Origin of the sequence: Streptomyces sp. NPDC051907 (assembly GCF_040681075.1) — a bacterium.
Classification (GTDB): Bacteria; Actinomycetota; Actinomycetes; order Streptomycetales; family Streptomycetaceae; genus Streptomyces.
Genome location: NZ_JBFAYB010000005.1, coordinates 45,488 through 63,268 on the forward strand (window position 1 = coordinate 45,488; position 17,781 = coordinate 63,268).

Genomic DNA, 17,781 nt, shown 5'->3' on the forward strand with positions numbered 1-17,781 from the left:
CCGCACGGTCTGGAAGCCCGTGGATCCCTGTCCTCGCTGGTAGTTAAGGGTTCAACGGGTCGTACGGTACGTAGTCGTCGCCTGCTCGTAGACCTCCGTCACCCGGTCCCGCTCGCCCTCCGGACCGATCACCTGGACCACGTGATAGCTGCCGCCGACGATGAGCGCGAAGTTGCGCACGTACACCTCGCGGCCGCTCGCGTCCTGCCAGGTGAACTGACCCTCCGCCATGACCTGCTGGCCGACCTCGATCCGGCGCAGACCGGTCGCACCGGCCCACGAGGAGTCACGGAAGGGCTGGAGCTCGCGCTCCTTGTCGCGCTGGTACGCCAGCGGATCGTCGCCGTTCGCCTTCACGCTGTCGCGGCCGGGGACGACGATCAGCGTGAAGTCTCCGTCCGCATAGCGGACTTGCCCGGCGTCGTTGATGGGGCTGCGCTGCCAGCTCTTGTCGACGGCTATCTGGAAGCCCTCGGGGTCGGTGCGCAGTGCGTAGCCGTACGGCAGATTGCGGGCGGGCGCCGACGTCTGCGGCTGCTGCTCGGAGGGCTTCTGCTTGTCCGGCGACGCCGAGGCCGTACGGTCCGGGGCGGGGTCGCCCGTCGGCTCGCCTCCGTTGCCGGGGCCGCTCTGCGGCTGGTTCTGCCCGCTGCCCCGCGGTGTGCTCGGCTCCTGCGAGTCGGACTTGGGCATGAAGAGGACGGCATACGCCACGGCGGCGGCCATGGCGAGCAGTATCAGGATCAGCAGGGTGCGGCCGAGCGCTCGCGGCGCGCGTTGCGTGCTGCCGCGTGGGGTGCTGCGCCGGGCGGTCGGCTGGGCGGCGGTGCGCTCGTCGCCTGCGCGCCGGTCGCGGCCGCCCTTGGCCTTCTTGTGGCGGTGGCGGCCATGGGCGACGTCGGCGCCGCCGCGGCGCCTGCGGACCAGCTCGCCCCGGCGCCGTATGACGGGCAGCCGCGCCGGGTCGACGGGGGTCGACGGCAGCGCGACCACGTCCATGCCGGCCTCGGGCTCGGGCGCGGAGCGGATCAGCGAGCGCAGCCAGCCCCTCAGCTCCTCGAAGTCGGGGCGCTCCGTGGGGTCCTGGCGGAGCAGCGACTCGACGACCGGGCGCAGCGGGCCGCACTCCTCGGCGAAGGCGGGCGGCTCCGCGCAGACGAGCTGGACGAGCTCGGCAGCGTTCTCCTCGGGATACGGGGCATGTCCCTGCACGGCGCGGTAGAGCAGCGCGCCCAGGGCCCAGAGATCGGTGGAGGGGCCGACGGGGGCCGCCAACTGCCAGTTCTCGTGGACCGGACCGGCCTGCTCCGGAGCCCAGCGCTCGGTGACCGCGCCGACGACCGCGATCCGCGCCTGCCGGGCGCGCTCGGCGGCCAGCGGGGTGGAGGGGCCGCGGAAGGCGGGGGCGCCGTCGTCGAGGAGCTCGTCCCAACGGCCGGTGGGCGCCACGGCTTCGGCGACGGCGGGCAGGGCGGAGTGCTGGGCCGAGGGCTGGGCGCCAGCCGGCTGGCGGGCGCCGGCGCGGAAGGAGTCGACGTTGCGCTGGGAGTCCGCGCGGAGGGCCTCTCCGCCCAGGCCGTGCTGCCAGCTCCCGGTCGACGCCGGACGGGAGCTGGAGGCGGAGGAGGGGGCCGAGCCGGGGGCTGGGCCGGGGGTCGAGCTGGGGCGGTCGGAGGCGGACCGGGGCGCGGGGAGCGCGGGGCGAGTCGGGGGCGCCTCGACCTCCGGGGTCGCACGCCGGTAGCCGTAGGGGAGTTCGCCGCCGTACGGATCGGTGTTGCCGCCCGCCGGGATCGGGCCGGAGCCCTCGCGCCCCGGGAACGGCGAGTCGTGCCAGGTGCCCGCCAGCCGGGCCGTCCCGGCGAACCCCTCGCCGTACTCGTCGTCGTCATCGTCGTCGTCGACGTCCACGACGGGGTGCGCCTCGCCCGGCCGCTGGGCCCACCAGTCGGGGTCGAGGCCGCTCTGCACCGGGCCGGTCCCGGGGGCGCCGGAGCCGTCTCCCCGGCGCAGGTCCTCGTTCACGCGGGCCGCGGCGCGGGCGCCCGCGCGGTAGGCGGCGATGGCGCCCGCCCTGGCCGCCCGCACATCCGGCACGGCGCCGATCTGCCGACCCGGACCGCCTGAGCTACCCGGACCACTTGAGCCGCCTGAGCCGCCGTCACCGGGCTCGTCCGCGCCGCGCTCGCTATAGCCGGACTCGCCCTGGCCGAGGGCCTGCTGGCCGAGGTGCTCCGGGCCCGTTGCGCTCGGGTCGCCATGGTCGAGCGGGTCGCCATAGTCGTTCGGGTCGGCCGGATCGCTGGGGCCGGCCGGATCGCTCGGGTCGCTCGGGTCGAAGGCAGCCTGCCCGGGGGCGCTCTCTCCCGGGGCGTCCTCGTCCCCGTCGAGCGACTCCGGCACCGGGGCGTACCCGCACAGCGCCTCCTCGGCCGCGCCCGACGCCAGGCCGGTCAGCACGACCCGCCCGTCGTCGCAGACGAGAACCGTACGCGTCGTGATGTTCCGGTGCGTCCAGCCGTGCGCGTGCAGCACGCGCAGCGCGGTCAGCACGTCGGAGGCGACCTCCGCGGCCCGGTAGGGGCTGAGCGGCTTGTCTGCGAGGAGCGCGGCCAGCGGGCGGGCGGCGACGCGTTCACTCACTATCCACAGCGAGCCGCCCTCGGCGAAGACGTCGAAGACCTGGTCCAGGCGCGGGTGGTCGGGGATCTGAGCGGCGGCCTGCGCGGCCTCGACGGCCCGCAGCACCGCCGGGTCGGCGGGCCTTCGCGTCGTACGCCCCGGACTCCTCCTCGGCACGGCGGCGCCCGCCAAGCCGTCGGCGTCGACCACCTCCGCGTCGACGACCTCCGGCAACGGCACCTGCCGCACCAGGACTTCCTGCCCGCTATAGGTGTCGAAGGCGCGGGTCTCGACGAGTTCGAACTCGTCGGAGGGCGGCAGCGGCAGGCGGTAGCGGTCGGCGAGCACCCTTCCCGCATAGTCGTCCACGACGCCTCCCCTCAAGCGCGCTGTCGTCCCCCGGTCGGTGCGGCAGACCGCACCAAACCGTCAATTCCGGTCGTTCTGCGGCCTCTTGCGGCCTCTTGCCGCTGCATACCGTCCGCGAGCTCTCACGATACGTGGCCTTGCTCAGTCCTTGGGCCTGAACGTCGCGAACGCCGTCTTACGCAGGGTCTGGCACTCCTCGCCGTCCCACTCGCTCGCCTTGCACGAGATCATGATCGAGTAGCCGCGCCCGGCGTCCACCTTGAAGCCCCTGTTGAGGACCCGTACCCGCTCGCCGCCCTGATTGCGCTCGAACGTCCAGTCGGCCACGGTCGGGTAGCCGTTGTAGTCGACCTTCTTGATGTCGATGTGCTTGTACTGGTCGCTGCTGACCCTTGTCCCAGCGACCGCGGCGGACCAGGCCGCTGCGGCGTCGTCCTTGGGGCTGGCGTTGAAGTCGACCTGGACGCGGGGGAATCCACCGCTCTCGCTGAAGATCCCTCCGGAGTTCTGGCCGGCGATGCCGGTCATCTTGAAGCCCTTGGGCATGGCCATGGTGAAGTGGAACTGGTCGTTGGTCACCATGACATAGCCGTCCGGGACGGCTTTCCCGCCCGCGGGGTCGTCGGTCTTGGGCGGGTCGGCCGGCTTGTCGCCGCCGGGCTCGCCGCTCGCCTGCTCGCCCTTGCCGCCGTCCTCCTCCTTGCCGGCGTCCGCTCCAGAACTCGTGCCCTTGCCCGTGCCCTCGGTGGACTGACCGTCGCCGCCGCCGTTCGCCGCCACTCCGGCCGAGGCGGTCGTGTCGCCCTTGGTCTTGTTCTGGCCGCCCTTCTTCTCGCCGTCCCCGTCGAGCGCTATCCACAGCACGGTGGACAGGACGGCGAGCACGACGACGACCGCGATGATCATCAGCGTGCGCCGGGGCACGACGTCGGTGATCGGCGCCCGCGCGGACGCGGGCCGCGCGGGGGTCGCCTGCGGCGCGGGCTGCGGCCTCGGCTCCGGCTTGGCGGCCGCGTTCCGTACGGAGCGCAGGGCGCCGCGCACCCGGTCGGCGGCCGGGTCCTTCGGCACGCTCGGCGTCGGGGGCGGAACGGGCGGCAGTGCTATGGCCCGCGTCGCCTCCGGCGACGGCTCGGGCTCGGCGGGCCGCTCCTGCTCCTCGGGCGCGAGCAGCACCTGGGTCAGCAGTGCGCGCGCGCCCGCGTCGTCGAGCCGCTGCGCCGGGTCCTTGACGAGCAGGCCGTAGATGACCTCCTCCAGCAGCGGGCCCGCGTTCTTCGGCGGGTCGAGCGGCTCGGTCATCACGGCGGTCAGCGTCGCGATCGCGGAGCCCTTGTCGTATGGCGGGCAGCCCTCGACGCTCGCGTACAGCAGGCCGCCGAGCGACCACAGGTCCGCGGCGGGACCGGGCTTGTGGCCTCGGGCGCGCTCGGGCGAGATATACGAGGGCGCGCCGACGAGCATGCCGGTCGACGTGATCGAGGGGTCTCCCTCGACCTGGGCGATGCCGAAGTCGGTGAGCACGACCCGCCCGTCCTCGGCGATCAGCACGTTGGACGGCTTGACGTCGCGGTGCAGGATGCCCTGGCGGTGCGCGGACTGCAGCACGTCCAGGATCGCCAGCCCGACCTCCGCCGCCCGGCGGGACGTCAGCGTGCCGTCCTCGCGGATGGCTTCGGCGAGAGACTTGCCCTCGACGAGCTCCATGACGATCCACGGCCGGTCGTCCTCGTCGACCACGTCGTAGACGGTCACCGCGCTGTTGTTGCGGATCCGCGCGATGGCCTTGGCCTCGCGCAGCGTACGGGTGATGAGGCGGCGCTTCTCGTCCTCGTCGATGCTGTTGGGGAAGCGCAGCTCCTTCACGGCGACGGTACGACCCAGGGTCTCGTCGACGGCCCGCCAGACGGTACCCATGCCACCACGCCCGAGAACCCCGCCCAGCCGGTACCGCCCGGAGAGCAGCCGCCCCTCGGAGTCCGCACTGTCGACCCCACCCGCGCCAGCGGCAGGCTTGGCCGCGCCGGACGCGGACTTGACGCCTCCGGGCTTGCCCTCAGCCGCACCGCCCCCGCCACCGGCCGCGGACTTGCCGCCACCGGCCGCGCCGACCTTGCCCTCGTCCGCCTTGTCACCGGTGCCGGCGCCGGCCACGGGCTTGGTTGCGGGCGCGGCTTCCGGCTTGGCTTCGACCCGGGCCTCCGGCTTGGCACCAGCCTGGGCTTCCGGCTTGGTCACGGGCTTGGCTTCGGCCTTGACCTCCGGCTTGGCTGCGGGCGTGGCAGGGCTCTTGGCCTCGGCCGCCTCGGACCCGGCACCGGACGTGACCGCAGACCCAGCCCCAGCCTTGGACTTCGCACCAGACCGAGACCCGGACCCGGCCGCGCCCTTGCCCTCGGCCGCCTCGACCTTGGGCTCAGCACCGGTCGCCCCGGCCGCCGCCGTCTTCGCGTCAGCGCTCGCCCCGGCCTTCACGTCAGGCTCAACCTCAGCCTTCGCCTCGGCCGCCTCGGACCCGGCATCGGACGTGACCGCAGACCCGGCCTCCGCCCCAGACCCAGACCCAGACTCGGACGCGCCCGTCGCCCCTGCCGCCGTCTTCGCGTCAGCGCTCGCCTTGGACTTCGCGCCGGACCCCACCGCGGACACGGCCCCGGCCTTCACGTCGGGCTCAACCTCAGCCTTCGCCTCGGCCGCATCCGCCGCATCCGCCGCTTCCGCCGCATCCGCCGCATCCGCGTCGGGCTCGTCCTGGGACGCCCCCGACCGGGGCTTGGGCACGACGGAGTCCGCTTCCCGCTCGCCCCGATCCGGCTCAAGCTCCTTCTTCGGGTCCTGGGACTCCACTTGGGGCTCCGTCCCGGAAACCCGGCCGGAGTCCCTCTCGGGCTCCTCGGCCGTGTCCCGCTGGGGCTTCCGCGACTGCTCCGCCTCCGACATGCGTCCCCTCTGCGATCCCTGATCTTCGCCCGCGCCTGCCGCTTCCCGCGCGATGCGGTAACCCGCCCTGGCAGAGCCCCCATTGTCTCTCACTCCAGGACCGGCGCTTCTCCCGGGTCACCCGTCCGCCCGGACGGGTCCAGAAGATGGATCACCAACAATGCCACTACTCGAGGTGAAGCTCACCGCTCTGCTGGTCGGAGCCCTTCTCGACCCGCTCTACCACACGCCCCTACCCGTTTGACCGCCCTTAACCAGCCATCTTCAAAGGCTGGTTTCCGCCGCAAAGCCCCAGACCGTCCGCACTCCGGGATCAGATCGGCACGATGTCCGGCGCCCCCAGCCGCGCCGCGTCCGCCGTGAGGTCGTCGGGCTGGCGCTGCGACTCCCGCTCCGCCTCTACCCGCTTCTCGTAGTGCTCCACCTCCTTCTCCAGGTGCTCCTTCTCCCAGCCCAGCACCGGGGCCATCAACTCCGCGCACTCCCGTGCGCACCGCGTGCCGCGATCGAAGGTCTCGATCGATATCCGGGTCCGGCGCGTCAGCACGTCGTCGAGGTGCCGCGCCCCCTCGTGCGAGGCCGCGTAGACGATCTCGGCCCGCAGATAGTCGTCGGCGCCCTCCAGTGGCTCCCCCAGCCTCGGATCGTCGGCGATCAGCGCGAGCAGCTCCTCGGCCATCGAGCCGTACCGGTTCAACAGATGCTCCACGCGCACCACATGGAGACCCGTCCGGGCCGCGATCCGCGCCCGCGCGTTCCACAGCGCCCGGTAGCCCTCCGCCCCCAGCAGCGGGATGTCCTCCGTGACGCAGTCCGCGACCCGCTGGTCCAGCGCGTGGACCGCCTCGTCCACGGCGTCCTTCGCCATCACGCGGTACGTCGTGTACTTGCCGCCCGCGACCACGACCAGGCCCGGCACCGGATGCGCCACAGTGTGCTCGCGCGACAGCTTGCTGGTGGCGTCCGACTCCCCGGCGAGCAGCGGCCGCAGCCCCGCATACACGCCTTCCACGTCGTCTCGGGTGAGCGGCACCGCCAGCACCGCGTTGACGTGCTCCAGCAGATAGTCGATGTCCGCGCTCGAGGCGGCCGGATGCGCCTTGTCCAGGTCCCACTCGGTGTCGGTGGTGCCCACGATCCAGTGGCGGCCCCACGGGATCACGAAGAGCACCGACTTCTCGGTCCGCAGGATCAGCCCGGTCGAGGAGTGGATGCGGTCCTTGGGCACCACCAGATGGATGCCCTTCGAGGCGCGCACATGGAACTGTCCGCGCTCCCCGATCAGCGCCTGGGTGTCGTCCGTCCACACCCCGGTGGCGTTGACGATCTGCCGGGCCCGGACTTCGTACTCCCCGCCGGCGTCCACGTCCTGCACCCGCGCTCCGACGACCCGCTCGCCCTCCCGCAGGAAGCCGACGACCCGCGCCCGGCTGGCGACTTGCGCGCCATAGCTCGCGGCCGTGCGCACGAGCGTGGCCACATAGCGGGCGTCGTCCATCTGCGCGTCGTAGTACTGCAGGGCCCCGACGAGGGCGTCCTTCTTCAGCGCGGGCGCGACCCTCAGGGCCTGGCGGCGCGACAGATGCCGGTGGACGGGCAGCCCGCGTCCATGGCCCGACGAGAGGGACATCGCGTCGTACAGCGCGACGCCCGATCCGGCGTAGAGCCGCTCCCAGCCCTTGTGCTGCAGCGGATAGAGGAAGGGCACGGGCTTGACCAGGTGCGGCGCCAGCCGCTCAAGCAGCAGCCCCCGCTCCTTCAGCGCCTCCCGCACCAGCGCGAAGTCCAGCATCTCCAGATAGCGCAGCCCGCCGTGGATCAGCTTGCTCGACCGGCTGGAGGTGCCCGACGCCCAGTCGCGCGCCTCGACCAGACCGGTCGACAGCCCTCTCGTCACAGCGTCGAGAGCGGTCCCCGCTCCGACCACGCCCGCGCCGACCACCAGCACGTCCAATTCACGCTCGGCCATCCCGGCAAGCGCCTCGGCGCGCTGCGCGGGTCCCAGTGTCGCTGTCCTCACTGTTGCCTCCCGTCGCCCCCGTCTGTGTCCCTGAGGTCGGGCTCACACCGTCGATTCTGTCCGCGATCCACGACTTCAGCCACCGCCTGTGGATAACACTCGGACAGCCACGAGCTTCCAATACGGCATATCGGTCATATTTACGCCTAGTGTGACATTGCGCCTGCCCCGTTCTGCCCACAGGGGTTGCGCTCACTGTCTCCTGCGGTTAAGGGAAGGACGGCCACCGCCATGCCCGCAGATCTCGCCGTCATCGGACTCGGTCACCTCGGGCTGCCCCTCGCCCAGGCCGCCGTGGCCGCCGGCATCGAGACCATCGGCTACGACACCGGCCCGCGCCAGCTGACGAACCCGGCTGCCGGCGTCACGCCCGCCGATATCCGCCGCATGCTCGCGGCCGGCTTCCGTACCGCCACCGACCCGGCCGAGCTCGGCCGCGTACGCACCGCCGTCATCTGCGCCCCCACGCCGCTCGGCCCGGACGGCGCCCTCGACCTCACGGCGCTCGCCGACGCCGCCGGCGCGCTGGCCGCCCGGCTGCGCCCGCACACCACCGTGCTGCTGGAGTCGGCCGTCCAGCCCGGCACCACCGAGGGCTTCCTCCGCCCCATCCTTGAGGAGGGCTCAGGTCTGCGCGCGGGACGGGACTTCCACCTCGCGTACTCGCCCAACCGCACCGACCCGGGCAGCCGCACCCACGGCTACGCCAACACCCCCAAGGTCATCGGCGGAGTCACCCCGGCCTGCACCGAGTCCGCCGCCGCCTTCTACAGCCGGCTGACCGACAAAGTGGTCCGCGCGCGCGGACCGCGCGAGGCCGAGACCGTCACGGTGCTCGAGACGAACTTCCGTCACGTCAACATCGCCCTGGTCAACGAGATGGCCGTGCTCTGCCACGACCTCGGCGTCGACCTATGGGACGTCATCCGCTGCGCCGAGACCAAGCCGTTCGGCTTCCAGGCGTTCCGCCCCGGCCCAGGGGTCGGGGGCCACGGCGTCCCCATCGACCCCAGCTGCTTCCCGCACGCCGGCCGCACCCCCGGCCACCCGCTGCGGATCGTGGGCCTCGCCCAGGAGATCAACACCCGGATGCCGCAGTATGTGATCCAGCGCTGCGCCACCCTCCTGAACGAGCACGGCAAATCGGCCCGCGGCGCGCGCGTGCTGCTCCTGGGCATCACCTACAAGCCGGACCTCGCCGACCTGGAGGGCTCCCCCGCGGCCGAGATCGCCCGGCGGCTGATGGATCTGGGCGCGGCCGTCAGCTACCACGATCCGTACATCCCCCACTGGCGGGTGCACAGCGTGCCGGTCCCCCGCGCCGACTCCCTCTACGAGGCCGCAGCCAGCGCGGATCTGACGGTCCTGCTCCAGCACCACCGCACGTACGACCTCCAGGGACTCGCCGTCAAGGCGCAGCTCCTGCTCGACACCAGGGGCGCCACCCCGGCGGGCGCGGCGCACCGCCTCTGAGCAGCTCCGCGGGTCGGCCTCGCGGGGAAGCTCTATGGACGGCCTCGCGGGTGAGGTCTATAGACGGCTCGGTGAAGGCGCTCCATAGCCGACCGCGGACCGAAACTGACTGCCGGGCCGGCGGATGGGACTGCTAGTCTCCGGGACCGCCGCTCGTACGTCCGTACGACGCCCGTGTCTCAGCAAGCCCAGGGGGAATCAGAACCATGAGCCAGCCCGTTCCACCGCCGTCCGGCAACCCGTTCGCCGGCGCTCAGTACGCCCCGGCCCCGCCGCCCGCGCCCGTCCGCGACAACGTCGGGCTCGGTCTGGCGACCGCCGTCGTCGTCGCCCTCATCGCCGGCGGCGTCTATGGCGCCATCGCGGGCTCGATCGAGCGGGAGATCGGCTGGGCGGCCGTCGGCGTGGGATTCCTCGTCGGCTTCGCCACCGGCAAGGTCGGCGGCCGGAACACCGTGCTGCCCGTCGTCAGCATCATCTGCTCGCTGGTCGCCGTCTACCTCGGCCAGCTGCTCAGCGTCGCCATGATCGCCGCGGATCTGACGAACGCGTCCGTGACGGAGATCCTGGTGGAGGACTTCGACCTGGTGACCTCGGCGTGGAACGAGAGCAAGGACGCGATGACCTTCCTCTTCTTCGCGCTCGCGGGAATCGCCGCGTTCTCCGGTGCGAAGAAGGCCGGCGAGTAGCCGGCTCGGCACCGAGCAGGCAACACCGAGCAGCTCAAAGCACCGAGCAGGCAGACGAGAGGGCGCGGGCCGCAGCAAGCGGCCCGCGCCCTCTCGGCGTATCTGTCCCCAGGTCAGCGGCGGTGCTGCGAGTCCGCCACAGTCACCTCGACGCGCTGGAACTCCTTGAGCTCGCTGTAGCCCGTCGTCGCCATCGCCCGGCGCAGCGCGCCGAAGAAGTTCATCGAGCCGTCAGGGCTGTGCGAGGGGCCGGTGAGGACCTCCTCGGTGGTGCCCACGATGCCCAGGTCCACCAGCTTGCCGCGCGGCACGTCCTCGTGGACCGCCTCCATGCCCCAGTGGTGGCCCTTGCCCGGCGCGTCGGTCGCGCGGGCCAGCGGAGAGCCCATCATCACGGCGTCCGCGCCGCACGCGACGGCCTTCGGCAGGTCGCCGGACCAGCCCACGCCGCCGTCCGCGATGACGTGGACGTACCGGCCGCCGGACTCGTCCATGTAGTCACGGCGGGCCGCCGCCACATCGGCGACCGCGGTCGCCATGGGCACCTGGATGCCCAGGACGTTGCGCGTGGTGTGCGCCGCGCCGCCGCCGAAGCCGACCAGCACGCCCGCCGCGCCCGTGCGCATCAGGTGCAGCGCGGCCGTGTAGGTGGCGCAGCCGCCGACGATCACCGGGACGTCGAGCTCGTAGATGAACTGCTTCAGGTTCAGCGGCTCGGCCGCGCCCGAGACGTGCTCGGCCGAGACGGTGGTGCCGCGGATGACGAAGATGTCGACGCCCGCGTCCACGACGGCCTTCGAGAACTGCGCGGTGCGCTGCGGGGAGAGCGCGGCGGCGGTGACGACGCCCGAGTCGCGCACCTCCTTGATGCGCTGCCCGATCAGCTCTTCCTTGATCGGAGCGGCGTAGATCTCCTGCAGCCGGCGGGTCGCAGTGGCCTCGTCCATCTCGGCGATCTCGTCGAGCAGCGGCTGCGGGTCCTCGTACCGGGTCCACAGGCCCTCGAGGTTGAGCACGCCCAGACCGCCGAGCTCGCCGATGCGGATCGCGGTCTGCGGAGAGACCACCGAGTCCATCGGGGCGGCCAGGAACGGCAGCTCGAAGCGGTAGGCGTCGATCTGCCAGGCGATCGAGACCTCCTTCGGGTCCCGCGTGCGCCGGCTCGGTACGACGGCGATGTCATCGAACGCGTACGCCCGGCGGCCGCGCTTGCCGCGCCCGATCTCGATCTCAGTCACGATGTGTGGCCTTTCCCTCTACGTCTGCCGTCCCAGTATCCCCGACGCACACGTGAGGGGCGGTCCCGGGAACCCCGGGACCGCCCCTGCGACGTGTGGACTACTTCCTGCTGTAGTTCGGCGCCTCGACCGTCATCTGGATGTCGTGCGGGTGGCTCTCCTTGAGGCCCGCCGAGGTGATGCGCACGAAGCGGCCCTTGCTCTCCATCTCGTCGACGGAGGCCGCCCCGACGTAGCCCATGGTCTGGCGCAGGCCGCCGACCAGCTGGTGCAGCACGGCCGAGAGCGGACCGCGGTAGGGCACCTGGCCCTCGATGCCCTCGGGGACGAGCTTGTCGTCGGAGGCCACCTCGGCCTGGAAGTAGCGGTCCTTGGAGTACGAACGGCCCTGGCCGCGGGACTGCATCGCGCCGAGCGAGCCCATGCCGCGGTACGACTTGAACTGCTTGCCGTTGATGAAGAGCAGCTCGCCGGGAGACTCCTCGCAGCCCGCGAGGAGGCTGCCGAGCATGACCGTGTCGGCGCCGGCGGCGAGCGCCTTGCCGATGTCTCCGGAGTACTGCAGGCCGCCGTCGCCGATCACCGGGACGCCCGCCTCGCGGCACGCGAGCGCCGCCTCGTAGATCGCGGTGACCTGCGGGACGCCGATGCCTGCGACCACACGGGTGGTACAGATGGAGCCGGGTCCGACGCCGACCTTGACGCCGTCCACACCCGCGTCGATCAGGGCCTGGGCGCCGTCGCGCGTCGCCACGTTGCCGCCGATGACGTCGACGCCGACGCTCGCCTTGATCTTCGCCATCCAGTTGAGGGCGTTGCTGTTGTGCCCGTGCGAGGTGTCCACGATCAGGAAGTCGACGCCCGCGCCGGCGAGCGCCTGGGCCCGCTCCAGCGCCTCCGGGCTCGCGCCGACGGCGGCGCCGACGAGCAGCCGGCCCTCGGCGTCCTTCGCCGCGTTCGGGTACTGCTCGGCCTTGACGAAGTCCTTGACCGTGATGAGGCCCTTGAGGATGCCCGCGTCGTCGACCAGCGGGAGCTTCTCGATCTTGTGGCGGCGCAGCAGCTCCATGGCGTCCTCGCCGGAGATGCCGACCTTGCCCGTGACCAGCGGCATCGGGGTCATGACCTCGCGCACCTGGCGCGTACGGACCGACTCGAAGGCCATGTCACGGTTGGTGACGATGCCGAGCAGCTTGCCCGCCGCGTCGGTCACCGGCACACCGCTGATGCGGAACTTCGCGCACAGGGCGTCGGCCTCGGCGAGCGTGGCGTCGGGGTGCACCGTGATCGGGTCCGTGACCATGCCGGACTCGGAGCGCTTGACCAGGTCGACCTGATTGACCTGGTCCTCGATGGACAGATTGCGATGCAGCACGCCCACGCCGCCCTGGCGCGCCATCGCGATCGCCATGCGGGACTCAGTGACCTTGTCCATCGCCGCCGAGAGCAGCGGGATGTTCACCCGTACGTTCCTGGAGACGCGGGACGAGGTGTCGACCGCGTTCGGAAGCACTTCCGACGCACCCGGCAGGAGCAGCACATCGTCGTAGGTCAGCCCGAGTGTCGCGAATTTCTCGGGCACTCCGTCGACGTTGGTCATGACACCTTCCCTAATGGCCTTGATCGGTGCGGATGTCCATGCTAACGGGCTCAGCGGCCGTCTCATTCCACGATCAAGATCGACGAGCAGCTTTGTGTGTTCATACGTACGGGAATGCCGTACGACTCAGCTGCTCAGCTGCCCCATCGAGGCATCGGTCACGCCCTGCGTCACTGCTCCGCCAGCGCGCGCAGCCTGCTGAGCGCGCGGTGCTGCGCGACCCGGACGGCTCCCGGCGACATCCCCAGCATCTGCCCGGTCTCCTCGGCGGTCAGCCCCACCGCGACCCGGAGCACCAACAGCTCGCGCTGGTTCTCCGGGAGGTTGGCGAGGAGTCGCTTGGCCCACTCGGCGTCGTCGCTCAGCAGCGCGCGCTCCTCGGGGCCGAGGGAGTCGTCGGGACGCTCCGGCATCTCGTCCGAGGGCACGGCGGTCGATCCCGGGTGGCGCATGGCCGCCCGCTGGAGATCGGCGACCTTGTGGGAGGCGATTGCGAAGACGAACGCCTCGAACGGCCTGCCCGTGTCCTTGTAGCGCGGCAGCGCCATCAGCACGGCGACGCAGACCTCCTGGGCGAGGTCCTCCACGAAGTGGCGCGCGTCGCCGGGCAGGCGGTTGAGCCGCGAGCGGCAGAAGCGCAGAGCGAGTGGATGGACGTGCGCGAGCAGGTCGTGCGTGGCCTGCTCGTCGCCGTCGACGGCACGGTGCACGAGGGCGCCGATGGCCCCCTGAGCAGTCGCCGCCTCGTCGTCACGCATCGGACCATCGTGCCTTGGCTGCTGAGCCTCCGTGGCACTGCGTCCCATCTTGTGCACCGAAGCGTTATGAGCAGGTGCGCCGGAAGTCATCTCGTGCGCCCTCCCCTCCCGCTCGACCGACTCGTCCCCGAGGAACTCCACACTCCAAGGATGCGGCATCGCGCGGGAAACGAATGCCCTCGGCAGTGCGCGGCCCCGCCCACCGGTGGCGGGCGGGGTCGGTCGTGCCCCCGCGGCGACCCACTCCTTATGGCCTAGCGGACCAGGCCCCAGCGGAATCCGAGCGCGACGGCGTGCGCCCGGTCCGATGCGCCCAGCTTCTTGAAGAGCCGCCTGGCATGCGTTTTCACGGTGTCCTCGGAGAGGAAGAGCTCGCGCCCGATCTCCGCGTTGGACCGGCCGTGGCTCATGCCTTCGAGCACCTGGATCTCACGGGCGGTGAGAGTGGGCGCGGCGCCCATCTCAGCCGAACGGAGCCGGCGCGGGGCCAGCCGCCAGGTCGGGTCGGCGAGCGCCTGTGTGACGGTCGCGCGCAGCTCGGCGCGCGAGGCGTCCTTGTGCAGATAGCCGCGGGCGCCTGCGGCGACGGCGAGCGCCACGCCGTCCAGGTCCTCCGCGACGGTGAGCATGATGATCCGGGCGCCGGGGTCGGCCGAGAGCAGTCGGCGGACCGTCTCGACACCGCCCAGGCCGGGCATGCGCACATCCATCAGAATCAGGTCCGAGCGGTCTGCGCCCCAGCGGCGGAGGACTTCCTCGCCGTTGGCCGCGGTCGTCACGCGCTCGACGCCGGGCACGGTCGCGACCGCGCGGCGAAGCGCCTCTCGGGCAAGCGGGGAGTCGTCACAGACGAGGACGGATGTCATGGCCGCCCTCCGCAGCTGATGCGCGTCACCTTGAGCCTCCAGGCTGGGGTACGAATCGTCACCTGTGCGGTTGACGCTCTCGGACATGTGCCCGAGCGCTTGTTCTTTCAACCGCCTCCGCACTCTCAACGACGGTCACTCGAAAGAGTTACGGGTCGGACGGCTGCCTTCAGCACTCTATGTGAGGGGTCGTGCGCAGAGGAGAGCGCCGCAGGTCATCCGTCCTTCACTGGACAGCTATGCCCCATTTAGCGGCTTTTCTTCCCTTTTGCTGGTGTCTGTGGCTAGATTCGCAATGAGTCATATTTACATCTACTAACACAGTAGATGTACGGTCGTTGGCACGGTGTGGGTGACTGGTTCGAGCGCCCCTCGGCTCGCATCCCGCCCGTTTCCGACTGGTCCTGTATCCACTCGCACGGTTTCAAGGGGACATGCGCTATGGCAGATTTCTCCCGCCTTCCCGGACCCAACGCCGATCTGTGGGACTGGCAGCTCCTCGCGGCATGCCGTGGGGTCGACAGCTCGCTCTTCTTCCACCCCGAGGGCGAGCGGGGCGCGGCGCGGAGTGCGCGCGAGAACTCGGCGAAAGAGGTCTGCATGAGGTGCCCGGTCCGCGCGGAGTGCGCGGCGCACGCGCTGGCGGTGCGGGAGCCGTACGGCGTGTGGGGTGGACTGACAGAGGACGAGCGCGAAGAGCTCATGGGACGTGCACGCCACCGGCTGATTCCGGCGACGAGCGCGGGAGGCGCGGCACGGGGATGAGACCTGAGGTCTGGGGACCTCGGGAGCTTTGGAAGAAACGTTTCTGCACTACCCCCTGCCCGGGTTGGGCGGGGGGTCGGTGCGCTGCGGGTCGACGGGGCGGGGGGGGATCGGTCTGGGTACGGCTGGTCGATCACTCGAATGGGCGAACGGGTTGGCGCGGGTATCGGCGCGGGGGGTGGGTGCGGGGGTTGCCGGGGGCGGGGGGGTGCCGCCTGGCGCGGGCGACGAGGGCGGGGCACCGGCCGCCGAGCGGCAGCCCGGAGGGGCACAGCAGCGAGCCTGCCGGGGGGCCCGCCGCCGGGTCAGGAGACCGGGCTCGGTCAGGACACCCGCTTCGGCGCGGCGGCCGCCGTGACTGGCGAGGGCTCGCCGCCCCGCCCACAGACGGGCTCCACCCAAGGGGGACACAGCCCGTTCAGAAGACCCGGCTCGGCCAAGCGACCCGCCCTGGTCAGGACCCACTCCGGTCGGGAGACCCGCCTCGGTGCGGCGGCTGCCATGACAGGCGACGGATCGCCGCCCGGCCCACAGACGCGCTCCATCCAAGGGGGACGCAACCGGGGACCCGCCTCCCGGAGAGCCGCCCTGGTCAGGACCCACGCAGGTCAGGAGACCCGCCTCGGCCCTGCGGTCGCCCCGGCAGACACGAACCCGACACCCAGCCCGGAGGCCCCGACCCCACCGTCCCCGCCAGGGCACCCACCCCCCTCAGCGCGCAGCCGACGCCGACGTCAGGTGGTTCAGGGTTGCGGCGACCGAGGGGACCTGGGCTAGGTCGGGGAGGGTGAGGGCCACGATCTGTCGTTGCACCGCCGGCTCGACGGTCACCGTGCGCGAGCCCTTCGGGCGTACCGACTCCAGTGCGAGCTCGGGCAGCACCGCCACCCCCAGGCCCGCCCCCACCAGGCCGATCACCGCCGGATAGTCGTCCGTCGCGAAGTCGATGCGCGGGGTGAAGCCCGCCTCCTCGCAGACCTCGACCAGCTGGCGGCGGCAGCGCGGGCAGCCCGCGATCCACGACTCCTCGGCGAGGTCGCCGATGGCCACCGCGTCCGACTCCGCCAGCCGGTGCCCCTCGGGGACCAGGCCCACGAGCCGGTCCGTGAGCAGCGGGCGGACCACCAGGTCGTCCCACTCCGTTCCCGTCGCGCTATAGCGGAAGGCGAGCGCCACGTCGCAGTCCCCCTCGCGCAGCATCTCCACCGAGCGCGGCGGCTCGGCCTCGACGAGGGAGACCCGGGTCCCTGGATGGGCCGCGCGCAGGGCTGCGAGCGCCCTGGGCACGAGGGTGGAGCTGCCGCTGGGGAAAGACACCAGGCGGACGCGGCCGGCCCGCAGACCGGCGATGGCCGCGATCTCCTCCTCGGCGGCGGTGAGCCCGGCGAGGATGCCGGACGCATGCCGTACGAGCGCCTCGCCGGCCTGAGTCAGGCGCATCTCGCGGCCGGTGCGGACGAGCAGCGGGGTGCCCGCCGACGCCTCGAGCGCCTTCATCTGCTGGCTGACGGCGGGCTGGGTGCAGCCCAGCTCGCGCGCGGCCGCGGAGAACGAGCCGGTGGCGGCCACCGCGCGCAGGACTCGGAGATGACGGGCTTCGATCACCCTCTGAATATAAGGGAGGCTTGGAGAGCGAGCTCCAAAATCGACTGCTCACTTTGAGATCGAACGGGTTAGCGTGCTGTCCATGAAGGTTCTGACCGTGAATGCAGGACGGCCCAAGACCGTCGACTACACCGACGCCGCGGGCGGCGCGACCGGCATCGACAAGCGGCCCGTCGAGGGGGCCGTACGAGTGACCGAGCCCGGCCCCAAGGGCGAGGGCGGCAGCGGCGTCGCCGGGGACACGGTCTGCGACCTGCGACACCACGGCGGCACCCATCAGGCCGTGTACGCCTACGCGCGCGAGGACCTGGACTACTGGGAGCGGGAGTTGGGCCGCCTGCTCTCCAACGGCACGTTCGGCGAGAACCTCACCACGATCGGGATCGACCTCGGCGCGGCGAGGATCGGCGAGCGCTGGCGGGTCGGCTCGGAGCTGGTGCTCCAGGTGACGAGCGGCCGCATTCCGTGCCGTACGTTCGCCTCCTGGCTGGGAGAGCGGGGCTGGGTCAGGCGCTTCACGCAGAACGGCCGGCCCGGGGCCTATCTGATGGTGATCGAGCCCGGCGAGATCAGCGCGGGCGACGAGATCCAGCTCGTGCACCGGCCGGATCACGACGTCACGGTCGATATGTCGTTCAGGGCCGCGACCACCGATCGGTCGCTGCTGCCGGGGGTGCTCGCGGCGGGCGAGGACGCGCTCCACCCCAGGCAGCTGCGCCAGGCCCGCGAGTACGTGGCCCAGCACGGCGCGAGCGCCCCCCATAGCGCGTAGGGGAAATCCCTGACTCCGCGCGGAAGTTGATTCGGGGGCGGCTGGGGGCCGCCCCCGATGTCGT

Annotated in this window: 12 protein-coding genes; 4 read left to right on the forward strand and 8 right to left on the reverse strand. The window is 71.8% G+C overall.

The window, feature by feature from the left end:
- Window positions 1–51: 51 nt before the first annotated feature.
- The 3 genes from AB0M39_RS05035 to AB0M39_RS05045 all read right to left on the reverse strand — a co-directional run bounded on the left by AB0M39_RS05035 (window position 52) and on the right by AB0M39_RS05045 (window position 7,951).
- Window positions 52–2,991: a protein kinase gene (locus AB0M39_RS05035; protein ID WP_365360282.1), complete on the reverse strand. Its 2,940-nt coding sequence runs from the start codon at window positions 2,989–2,991 to the stop codon at window positions 52–54.
- A 141-nt stretch (window positions 2,992–3,132) separates the two neighbouring features.
- Window positions 3,133–5,931: a protein kinase gene (locus tag AB0M39_RS05040; protein ID WP_365360284.1), complete on the reverse strand. Its 2,799-nt coding sequence runs from the start codon at window positions 5,929–5,931 to the stop codon at window positions 3,133–3,135.
- Window positions 5,932–6,244: 313 nt separating this feature from the next.
- Window positions 6,245–7,951, reverse strand: a complete 1,707-nt coding sequence (locus AB0M39_RS05045; protein WP_365360286.1) for a glycerol-3-phosphate dehydrogenase/oxidase — start codon at window positions 7,949–7,951, stop codon at window positions 6,245–6,247.
- 231 nt (window positions 7,952–8,182) lie between these two features.
- On the opposite strand from AB0M39_RS05045, the gene AB0M39_RS05050 reads away from it, so the two are divergent.
- Both AB0M39_RS05050 and AB0M39_RS05055 read left to right on the forward strand, forming a co-directional pair.
- Window positions 8,183–9,424 (forward strand): nucleotide sugar dehydrogenase, encoded by a 1,242-nt coding sequence (locus AB0M39_RS05050; RefSeq protein WP_365360288.1) that lies wholly within the window; start codon window positions 8,183–8,185, stop codon window positions 9,422–9,424.
- A 206-nt stretch (window positions 9,425–9,630) separates the two neighbouring features.
- Complete coding sequence (locus AB0M39_RS05055) at window positions 9,631–10,113, forward strand: hypothetical protein (protein ID WP_365360290.1); 483 nt, start codon at window positions 9,631–9,633, stop codon at window positions 10,111–10,113.
- Between the two features lie 113 nt (window positions 10,114–10,226).
- Here the strand turns inward: AB0M39_RS05055 and AB0M39_RS05060 are convergent, their stop codons facing one another.
- From AB0M39_RS05060 to AB0M39_RS05075, 4 genes are all read right to left on the reverse strand, one after another.
- Window positions 10,227–11,351: a GuaB3 family IMP dehydrogenase-related protein gene (locus tag AB0M39_RS05060; RefSeq protein ID WP_365360292.1), complete on the reverse strand. Its 1,125-nt coding sequence runs from the start codon at window positions 11,349–11,351 to the stop codon at window positions 10,227–10,229.
- A 100-nt stretch (window positions 11,352–11,451) separates the two neighbouring features.
- On the reverse strand, window positions 11,452–12,951 hold the full coding sequence (gene guaB, locus AB0M39_RS05065; protein WP_365360294.1) for an IMP dehydrogenase: 1,500 nt from the start codon (window positions 12,949–12,951) through the stop codon (window positions 11,452–11,454).
- Window positions 12,952–13,121: 170 nt separating this feature from the next.
- Entirely contained in the window at window positions 13,122–13,709 is a 588-nt protein-coding gene (locus tag AB0M39_RS05070; RefSeq protein WP_365360296.1) for a sigma-70 family RNA polymerase sigma factor, read from the reverse strand.
- Between the two features lie 254 nt (window positions 13,710–13,963).
- A complete protein-coding gene (locus AB0M39_RS05075; protein ID WP_003948568.1) occupies window positions 13,964–14,575 on the reverse strand; it encodes a response regulator transcription factor in 612 nt (203 codons plus the stop codon).
- 441 nt (window positions 14,576–15,016) lie between these two features.
- On the opposite strand from AB0M39_RS05075, the gene AB0M39_RS05080 reads away from it, so the two are divergent.
- Complete coding sequence (locus AB0M39_RS05080; protein WP_365360298.1) at window positions 15,017–15,340, forward strand: WhiB family transcriptional regulator; 324 nt, start codon at window positions 15,017–15,019, stop codon at window positions 15,338–15,340.
- A gap of 711 nt (window positions 15,341–16,051) precedes the next feature.
- Here AB0M39_RS05080 and AB0M39_RS05085 read toward each other — a convergent pair.
- Complete coding sequence (locus AB0M39_RS05085; RefSeq protein WP_365360300.1) at window positions 16,052–16,945, reverse strand: LysR family transcriptional regulator; 894 nt, start codon at window positions 16,943–16,945, stop codon at window positions 16,052–16,054.
- Between the two features lie 82 nt (window positions 16,946–17,027).
- Between AB0M39_RS05085 and AB0M39_RS05090 the strand changes: the two genes are divergently transcribed.
- Complete coding sequence (locus AB0M39_RS05090) at window positions 17,028–17,717, forward strand: MOSC domain-containing protein (RefSeq protein WP_365360302.1); 690 nt, start codon at window positions 17,028–17,030, stop codon at window positions 17,715–17,717.
- Window positions 17,718–17,781 lie beyond the last annotated feature (64 nt).

Bases quoted from the DNA above. Each gene is read 5' to 3' on its own strand.
- AB0M39_RS05080 (WP_365360298.1), top strand. From the start codon at position 15,017: ATGGCAGATTTCTCCCGCCTTCCCGGACCCAACGCCGATCTGTGGGAC.
- AB0M39_RS05055 (WP_365360290.1), top strand. From the start codon at position 9,631: ATGAGCCAGCCCGTTCCACCGCCGTCCGGCAACCCGTTCGCCGGCGCT.
- AB0M39_RS05070 (WP_365360296.1), bottom strand. From the start codon at position 13,709: ATGCGTGACGACGAGGCGGCGACTGCTCAGGGGGCCATCGGCGCCCTC.
- AB0M39_RS05050 (WP_365360288.1), top strand. From the start codon at position 8,183: ATGCCCGCAGATCTCGCCGTCATCGGACTCGGTCACCTCGGGCTGCCC.
- guaB (WP_365360294.1), bottom strand. From the start codon at position 12,951: ATGACCAACGTCGACGGAGTGCCCGAGAAATTCGCGACACTCGGGCTG.
- AB0M39_RS05090 (WP_365360302.1), top strand. From the start codon at position 17,028: ATGAAGGTTCTGACCGTGAATGCAGGACGGCCCAAGACCGTCGACTAC.
- AB0M39_RS05075 (WP_003948568.1), bottom strand. From the start codon at position 14,575: ATGACATCCGTCCTCGTCTGTGACGACTCCCCGCTTGCCCGAGAGGCG.
- AB0M39_RS05040 (WP_365360284.1), bottom strand. From the start codon at position 5,931: ATGTCGGAGGCGGAGCAGTCGCGGAAGCCCCAGCGGGACACGGCCGAG.